This window comes from Bradyrhizobium sp. P2_E8 (assembly GCF_056403875.1).
In genome coordinates this window covers 1-8,684 of sequence record NZ_JBFUES010000232.1, presented here as the reverse complement: position 1 = coordinate 8,684, position 8,684 = coordinate 1, and the positions used below count along the sequence as shown (strand labels likewise).

Here is an 8,684-nt window from a genome sequence, read left to right as displayed (position 1 = left end):
GCGCATCGTGGTGCAGGGTGGCGTGCTGGTCGAGGGCGTGCAGGGGAAGCCGGACCACAAGCTCAACCTGAAGTACGGCGATTTCGCGTGGCAAAATGCCGGCCCCGTACGGACGATGCGAAACGCAGGAACATCGACCGTCGAGCTTGTCGAATTCGAACTGAAATGAGGCGTGACATTCGGGCGGAGGAGCGTTCCTGCTGAGCGGGCAGCCCTCACTTCCTGGGTTCTGATGCGAATGAGGAGTGGGGCGTGTCTATCAAGCGGTCGGGAATTGCCATTGCTGCGCTGATGTCGGGCGTCGTCGTTCTGACGTCAGGCCTTCAACTGAGCGAGCGCTGGCGCGCTTACCAGAACGCCATCGCGGCGCACGCCCTGGAGACCCGTCTGGCTGCGGGCTTCGATGCCGTCGGCAGCCTGACCATCGAGCGTGGTCCCGTCAATCGGGCGCTGCTCGGGAAGTCCGCGGCGGACGATGCGGTGCTCAAGGAGTTTGCCGCCAATCGCCGAACGAGCGATGAGGCATTGGAGAAACTGCAGACGCTTGCCAGCGGCGATGCTGACTTGACGCAGCGGGTCAAGGCGGCCGCAGCGAAGATTGCCGCCGCGCGCGAGGAGGCCGCCTCCCACTGGCAGAAACCGCTGACCGAACGTCCCGGCGGCATCGCTGCCAAGGCCATGCGAGACTATGCCGAAGCGATGGCGAGTCTGAATGAACTGCTGGAATCCGGCATCAAGGCGACGATGCGGCTGAGCACCACGGCGGGAAACCTGCTCGATGTCGCCCAGAAGGGCTGGGTGATCCGGCAGACTGCCGGCCAGGTCTCGCTGCTGATCTCGGGGCTTGTGACGTCCGGCCGTCCGGCCACATTGGCGGAGCGGGACGAATTGAGCGCTGCGAACGGCCAGATGACACGGCTTTGGGCTGAAATCGTCGATCGCGGCGATGACGCTCACGCCCCCAGGAACACGCGGGCCAGCGTCGGCGCGGCCAGGGATCGCTACTTCGGTTCGGACAAGCCGCTGCGCGACGGTCTGACCAAGGCCGCCTTCAACGGCACTCCTTACGAGGTATCGGTGGATGACTGGCGCAAGTCCGCCACGAGCGCGAACGCCTCATTGCTGGGAATCCGCGATGCCGCCTTGCGCGACGCGCAGGCGGTGGCCGAGCAGGACGAAGCGGACGGGTTGGGCGGCATCTTGTTCGCCGGCGCGGCCATTCTGGTCGTTCTGGGATTATCCGCGGCTTCCTCGGTGCTGCTCGTGCGCCATTTGCTCACGCCCATCTCGAGGCTTTCGGAGGTCATGACCCGGCTTGCCCGCAACGAGGAGGCCGAGGTCCCATTTGCCGCCCGCAAGGATGAGATCGGCGGCATGGCTGTCGCAGTGCAGGTCTTCAAAGAGGCGATGGCCACCACCAATCGACTGGCTGGAGAACAGGCCGCCGAGCGGATCGTCAAGGAGAAGCGCGCGGCGCGCCTCGAAGGCCTGGTTCGCGATTTCGAAACCAAGGCAGGGGCGATGGTGGCGCTGCTGGCGTCAGGGGCTACCGAGCTCGAGAGCACGGCACGATCCATGTCCTCGACCGCGACGCAGACCAAGGGGCAGGCGACAACCGTCGCGGCGGCGGCCGAGGAAGCGAGCGTGGGTGCGAGCACGGTCGCCTCCGCGGCCGAGGAACTGACGGCATCGATCAGCGAAATCAGCCGCCAGGTCGCACAATCGTCGACGATCACCGGCCGAGCGGTGGCCGATGCGCAGCGGACCGACAGGATCGTGCAGACGTTGGCTGAGGGAGCCGAGAAGATCGGTGCGGTGGTCACCCTGATCCAGGCCATCGCCGCTCAAACGAACCTGCTGGCCTTGAATGCGACGATCGAGGCAGCCCGGGCCGGAGACGCCGGGAGAGGCTTTGCCGTGGTCGCCTCCGAGGTCAAGATGCTGGCGACCCAGACGGGGACGGCGACGGCGGAGATCGGGGCCCAGATCGCGCAAATTCAGGCTGCCACCAAGGAGGCCGTCGACGCGATCCGTGGAATTACCGGGACCATCGAAGAGGTGAGTTCGATCTCGAATGCGATCGCGACGGCAGTGGAGGCACAAGGGGTGGCGACGGCGGAAATCGCCCGCAACGTCCAGCAGACGTCGCAATCGGTGAAGGACGTGACGGCGACCATCGGTGGTGTGAGCAAGGCGGCAACGGAAACCGGCGTTGCTGCGAGCGAGGTGCTGAGCGCGGCAGACGGTCTGTCGCGACAGGCCGAGCAACTGACAAGCGAGGTGGGCAGCTTTGTCGAGGACGTCCGGGCCGCCTAAATCGCAATGGCATTGGCTTGAAGCGTCATGCTTCAGCGCGGCGCCGCGACCGGCGGTGGTCCGCCCTCCGGCGTCTTCTTCGGCTTCAGCGTGCCGGCATAGAACGACAGCAGCCACACCAGCATGACGGCAAGGAGATAGACGACCCAGGCCTGTGGCGGCGTGGTCGCCCAGCGCAGGAGACCCTTGAATGTGCGGGGCGGGCTGTTGTCTTCGGTCATGGCCCGCTTGTGCGCGAAAGCGGCCGGGCGGTCAATCGGGCCGGCGCTCCGCGCGGATCAGGAACAGCGCCGCCAGCGCCGAGAGGCTCAGCGCGGAGGAGACCATCAGCACCTTGGCGCCCATGACGTCGATGAGCAGGCCGAAGGCCAACGGCGCCACCGCCTGTGCCATCCGGGCCGGCGCGCCGATGATACCGAGGCGGTAGCCAAAATCCTTCGGCCCGAAGATCGACAGCGGCAGCGTGCCGCGGGCGATCGTCAGGATGCCGTTGCCCGAGCCGTGCAGCAACGCAAACGCGCTCGCAGCGGCGCCGCCGAAGATGGCGACGACGGCCGCTCCGATCGGATGGGTCACGCAGGCGAGCCGCGTCGACCACAACGGATGAAAGCGGCTCAGAACGCTCGCCTCGAGAATGCGCGCGAACACTTGCGCCGGACCGATCAGCGCGCCGGCCGCAATCGCCTCGACATGTGTCGCGCCGGTTGCCTCGACGATGCGCGGGAAGTGCACCGCCATCGCGCCGGTGACCGTCCAGGCCGCGGCGAAGACGAAGGCGAGCAGGATCATGGTGCGGTCGAGCGGCACGTGCGGCTTCTCGGCCGTCGCCGCCGCCTGCTTCGCGCCCTTGATCGCCGGCAGCATGAAGAAGTTGAGGGGCAGGCCGATCAGGACGTTGGCGGCGGCCCAGGCAAAGCAGGTCTCGCGCCAGCCGATATGGGCGAGGCCCCAGGCGGTGAGCGGCCAGCCGACGGTGGAGGCGAAGCCAGCCATCAGCGTAATGCCGGTGATGGGCCTGCGCGCCTCGATGCCGTAGATGCGGCCGAGCGCGGCGAAGGCGGCGTCATAGAGTCCCATCGCCATGCCGATGCCGAGCACGAGCCAGGCGATCGCCATCACCAGAACGGATTGCGACAACCCAAGGAGCACGAGGCCGGCGGCGATGGTCAGGTTGGAAGCCGACAGCACCTGCCGTCCGCCGACCAGATCGATCTGCCGCCCGATCCGCGGGCCGAGCATCGCGGAGATCACCAGCGAGGCCGAGAACGCGCCGAAGATCCAGTTGGAGGAGACGCCGAGGTCGTGCGCCATGGGATCGGCGAGCAGGGCCGGCAGGTAGTAACTGGAAGCCCAGGCCAGGGTCTGCGTGGTGCCGAGCGCCAGGATGATCGGGAGCTGGCGCCGGCTCATCCGCGCGTACTTCCGATTCTGGCCGACAAAGTCATCATCGCCGGCATTTGCCGCCCGCGCAGCGAGTGCGTCAACCGCGATCGCGGCATATTCGACCTGCAGGGGACGGGAGCCTTGCGCACGGCTCGCCTGAGGCTTGCGCCTTTCGCTCGTCACGAATGCACGGCATAATGGCGCATGCAATTGACCTCGCGCCTTGCGCTGATGAACTGGCTGACCGGCCAGGGGCTCACCGGCCTGCCCGAAAACGAACTGCTCCGCGGGTTCTGCGAGCGCTGCCGCGCCGAGGGCCTCGAACTCTCGCGCGGGCTCGTCGTCATCGACACGCTGCATCCGATCTATGAGGGCCGCGGCTTCCGCTGGAGCGACCGGGCCAGCAACGAGAGCGATGCGTTCGAATACGGCTCGACCGCCGAGGGCGACGCCAACGAGCACTGGCGCCGCTCGGTGTTCTTCCACATGCTCGAGCATGGCCACGACGAGATGGTGATCGATCTCGCCGACGCGCCGTCGCTGGATTTCTCGCAGATCGGCGAACTCGCCGAGAAGGGCCACAAGCACTATCTCGCCTTCGTGCATCGCTTCGGCGAGAACGGCGCGCTCGGCCTGATGGATTGCCTGTACTCTTGCTGGACCACGCGCCGCGACAGCGGCTTCACCGAGCCGGAGCTTGTGGCCTTGCGTGATCTCGTGCCGGTGCTGGGACTTGCGATCAAATCGGCGCAGCAGGTCGACATCGCCCGCACGCTGGGGCGGGTCTATCTCGGCCGCGGCGCCTCCGAACAGGTGCTGGGCGGCCGCATCTCGCGCGGCGTCACCGAGCGCATCAAGGCCGTGCTCTGGTATTCGGATTTGCGCGGCTCGACCGGGATCAGCGAGAGCATCGGCCCGGACGAGATCATTCCCTTCCTCAACGACTATGCGCAGGCCGTGATCGATGCGATCCACGACGCCGGCGGCGACGTCCTGAAGCTGATCGGCGATGGCGTGCTCGCGATGTTCACCGGCGAGGACATGGCGGCCGCGCGCCGTGCCGCGCTGCGCGCCGAGCACCTGTTCCGCCAGAACGTCGCGGCGCTGAACACGCGTCGGGCTACCGACGGCCGACCCACCACGTCCGCCTATATCGGCCTGCATGTCGGCGAGGTCTTCTACGGCAATATCGGCAGCGAGGACCGGCTCGACTTCACGGTGGTGGGTCCGACGGTGAACGAGGTCAGCCGCATCGCCTCGATGAGCCGCTCGGTCGACCGCGAGCTGCTGGCATCTGCGGAGTTCTACAAGGGCCTCGATGCCGCCGGGCGCCGCTATCTCGTCTCCACCGGCCGCTACGCGCTCCGCGGCATCGGCCGCGCGCAGGACCTCTACACGCTCGATCCCGAGGTCGACGCGAACGAGCCGGTGACGGGAAGCTACGAGCGGTATCTGGCGGGGTAGGCCCCAATGTCGTCCCGGCGAAGGCCGGGACCCATACCGCGTGATTTATCGGTGGCGGGCGGTGTTCGTCCCAACGGATGCCTTGTAACTGCGAGCCTTCGTCAAACTTCTCCCTGGGGGTATGGGTCCCGGCTTTCGCCGGGACGACACTGGAGAATGTGGCGCGCTCCGTTACCCGTCACGATGCGGTTAGCACCTCACCGCCACTTCGTCCCCCACCATGTCCGGCTGCCGATGCAGCGTCACCGCCGGTGACAGCAGGATCACCAGCGCCTGCATGCCGAACACGGCCGCCGCGAGATAGAGGCACGCCTCCGCGCTCCAGAGGCCGCCGACGATCGCGCCCAGCGCCGAGCCGAGCGGGCGGGCGCCGTAGCTCATGATGTTGATGGCGGAAACGCGGCCGAGCAGGCGCGGCGGCGTCACGGACTGGCGCAAGGTGGTGGTCGAGATCACCCACAGGATCGGCCCGACGCCGAGCAGGAAGAAGCTCAGGGCCGCGAGCCAGGGCGAGGGGATCAGCACCGTCAACGCCATCACCAGGGAGGCGACGAAGCCGGTGACCGGGCCAAGGCCGACAACCGTGCCGAAGGCGACGCGCTGCATGACTCGCGTCGCGAGCAGCGCACCGATCACCATGCCGACGCCGTACATCGTCAGCACCGTGCCGACGCCGGCGGCGGTCAGGCCGAGATGGCGCACGGCGTAAGGCACGAACACCGCGATCTGCAGGAACCAGCCGGTGTTGAAGATGAACTGGGTGATGAAAACCGGCCGCAGCAGCGGATGGTGAAACACGAAGGCTGCGCCTTCCCGGATGTCCTGGAACGGATGGCGCCGCGGCGTCGGCGTGCGGTCGGGCTCGTAGAGGCCGGAGAGCAGCACCACCGCGATGGCCGAGAGCGCCGCGGCAAAGCCGAAAGCCAGGCTCGCGCCCCACCAGCCGACCAGCGCGCCGCCGAGCGCAGGCCCGCTGGCAAAGGCGATGGTGCGCGCAAGCTCGATCCGGGCATTGGCGGATGGCAACAGGTCCGAACTCACCAGCGAGGGCACCAGGGCCGGGGCGGCCACGCTGTAGACGACGGTGCCGCACACCGCAGCGAAGCCGAGCAGCGCCAGCAGCGGCAGATTGAGGGCGCCGAGCGCCAGCAGCAGCACGATGGCCACGAGGGCTGCCGCTCGCAGCGCCTCGGCGCCCGCCATCAGCGAACGCCGCGAAATGCGGTCGGCGAGCAGGCCGGCCGGAATGGCGAACAGCACGAAGGGAAGTGTCAGCGCGGTCTGCAACATGCCGGTCTGGCCTTCGGCGACCCCGAGCGTCAGCACGGCGACGATAGGCGCTGCGGCCAGCGCGATCTGCTCGGCCGATTGCGCCGCGAGGTTGGACCAGGCGAGGCGGTTGAAGGTGTCGGGGAGGCGCGGCGGATTTGACATGGCTCATTTCCTGCAAAGTCGGATTGGCGCCAGTATCCGCCCCCGAGACCGGCCAAACCCACCCGCTTCCCGACAGGGTGGGCAAAACGGGGCCGCGCCGGGAACCGATGCGGCTAGATGCAGTTGCAAATGAGTTGCAATAAGCCTCGACTTCGGTATTCTGACCGCATGGATGCTCGCTCGCCCGATCTCACCTCCGACGCCGCCGGCTGGCGCATCGACGCGCCTGCCACCAAGAGCCTCGCYGAGGTAAATTCCACAATTGCGGTTCCAGCGGCAGGCCGCTGGTGGCGGCGGCTGCTCGCCTTCGTCGGTCCGGGTTATCTGGTCTCGGTCGGCTACATGGACCCCGGCAATTGGGCGACCGATCTCGCCGGGGGATCGAAGTTCGGCTACACGCTGCTCTCGGTCATCCTGCTCTCGAACCTGATGGCGATCCTGCTCCAGTCGCTGGCGGCGCGGCTCGGCATCGTCACCGACCGCGATCTCGCGCAGGCCTGCCGCGCGACCTATTCGCCGGCGGTGAACTTCCTGCTCTGGCTCGCCTGCGAAGCGGCGATCATCGCCTGCGATCTTGCCGAGGTCATCGGCACCGCGATCGCGCTCAAGCTCCTGTTCGGCATTCCGCTGATCGGCGGCGCGCTGCTTGCGGCGCTCGATGCCTTCCTGCTGCTGCTTCTGATGAACCGCGGCTTCCGTTTCCTGGAAGCCTTCGTCATCGCGCTGCTCGCGGTGATCGCGGTCTGCTTCGCGGTCCAGATCGTGGCCGCGGCGCCGCCGGTCGCGGAAGTTCTTCACGGCTTCATGCCGAAGACCGAGATCTTCACCAATCCGGAAATGCTCTACATCGCGATCGGCATCATCGGCGCGACCGTGATGCCGCATAATCTCTATCTGCATTCCTCGATCGTGCAGACGCGCGCCTATGAGCGCAACGAAAAGGGCCGGCGCGAGGCGATCAAATGGGCGACGACGGACTCGACCATCGCCCTGATGCTGGCGCTGTTCATCAACGCCGCGATCCTCGTGGTCGCTGCGGCAACCTTCCACAAGAGCGGCCATTCCGACGTCGCCGAGATCGGCCAGGCTTTCGAGCTCCTGTCACCGCTGCTCGGCCTCGGCATCGCCTCGACGCTGTTTGCGATTGCGCTGCTGGCCTCGGGCCTCAACTCGACGGTGACGGCGACGCTCGCCGGCCAGATCGTGATGGAAGGCTTTCTCGATCTGCGCCTGCCGAGCTGGGCGCGGCGCTTGCTCACACGCGGCATCGCGATCGTTCCCGTCATCGTCGTCACCGCGATCTATGGCGAGCGCGGCACCGCTGATCTGCTGGTGTTCAGCCAGGTCGTGCTGTCGATGCAATTGCCTTTCGCCGTGATCCCGCTGGTCCGCTTCGTCTCCGACCGCCGCAAGATGGGGCAGTTCGCGATTCCGCCATACGTTGCCGCGATCGCGTGGATCGTCGCAGGCGTCATCGTGGTCCTGAATCTGAAGCTGCTGGCGGATACGCTGTTCGGCTGAGGGCGCTACGTTTGCTGTCATCGCCCGCGAAGGCGGGCGATCCAGTATTCCAGAGACGACGATTTTATGCGGATGGGCCGCGGCGTACTGGATGCCCCGCCTTCGCGGGGCATGACCGCGAGTGTGTGGGTACGCTAGTCCTGCGGCTCGGACGTGGCATCCCCTTGCGCGTCGATGCGCAGCCAGCCGGACGGTGCCAGCCGCTGCTGCGGCAGGAAGCGGGCCTTGTAGTCCATCTTCTTGGAGCCCTCGATCCAGTAGCCGAGATAGACATAGGGCAACCCTTGCCGGCGGGCGCGGGCGATGTGGTCGAGGATCATGAAGGTGCCCATCGAGCGGCTGACCTGGCTCGGCTCGAAGAAGGAATAGACCATCGACAGGCCGTCGCTGAGCACGTCGGTGAGTGCAACCGCGATCAGCTCCTCGCCGCGGCCGGTGATGCCGCTGTCGGGGCCGCGCTTGCGGTACTCGATGATGCGGGTCTCGACATGGCTGTCCTCGACCATCATGGCGTAGTCGAGCACGGTCATGTCGGCCATGCCGCCATGGCGGTGGCGGGCGTCGAG

General features: G+C 67.0%; 6 protein-coding genes and 1 pseudogene. 3 read left to right on the top strand and 4 right to left on the bottom strand.

Annotated elements, in window-relative coordinates; all coding sequences use genetic code 11:
• Positions 1-252 precede the first annotated feature (252 nt).
• Positions 253-2,316 (top strand): methyl-accepting chemotaxis protein, encoded by a 2,064-nt coding sequence (locus AC1D00_RS15255; RefSeq protein ID WP_477011236.1) that lies wholly within the window; start codon positions 253-255, stop codon positions 2,314-2,316.
• Positions 2,317-2,348: 32 nt separating this feature from the next.
• Here the strand turns inward: AC1D00_RS15255 and AC1D00_RS15250 are convergent, their stop codons facing one another.
• Both AC1D00_RS15250 and AC1D00_RS15245 read right to left on the bottom strand, forming a co-directional pair.
• Positions 2,349-2,537 (bottom strand): hypothetical protein, encoded by a 189-nt coding sequence (locus tag AC1D00_RS15250; RefSeq protein WP_135176093.1) that lies wholly within the window; start codon positions 2,535-2,537, stop codon positions 2,349-2,351.
• A gap of 31 nt (positions 2,538-2,568) precedes the next feature.
• Positions 2,569-3,726, bottom strand: a complete 1,158-nt coding sequence (locus AC1D00_RS15245) for an MFS transporter (protein WP_477011237.1) — start codon at positions 3,724-3,726, stop codon at positions 2,569-2,571.
• A 177-nt stretch (positions 3,727-3,903) separates the two neighbouring features.
• Here AC1D00_RS15245 and AC1D00_RS15240 point away from each other — a divergent pair, with 177 nt between their 5' ends.
• Complete coding sequence (locus AC1D00_RS15240) at positions 3,904-5,163, top strand: adenylate/guanylate cyclase domain-containing protein (RefSeq protein WP_404556931.1); 1,260 nt, start codon at positions 3,904-3,906, stop codon at positions 5,161-5,163.
• Positions 5,164-5,352: 189 nt separating this feature from the next.
• Here the strand turns inward: AC1D00_RS15240 and AC1D00_RS15235 are convergent, their stop codons facing one another.
• Positions 5,353-6,597, bottom strand: coding sequence for an MFS transporter (locus tag AC1D00_RS15235; RefSeq protein ID WP_477011235.1), 1,245 nt, complete (start codon positions 6,595-6,597; stop codon positions 5,353-5,355).
• A 168-nt stretch (positions 6,598-6,765) separates the two neighbouring features.
• Here AC1D00_RS15235 and AC1D00_RS15230 point away from each other — a divergent pair, with 168 nt between their 5' ends.
• Entirely contained in the window at positions 6,766-8,118 is a 1,353-nt protein-coding gene (locus AC1D00_RS15230; RefSeq protein WP_477011234.1) for an Nramp family divalent metal transporter, read from the top strand.
• A 134-nt stretch (positions 8,119-8,252) separates the two neighbouring features.
• Here AC1D00_RS15230 and AC1D00_RS15225 read toward each other — a convergent pair.
• Positions 8,253-8,684 (bottom strand): annotated as a pseudogene (locus AC1D00_RS15225) (arginyltransferase); the annotation flags it as partial.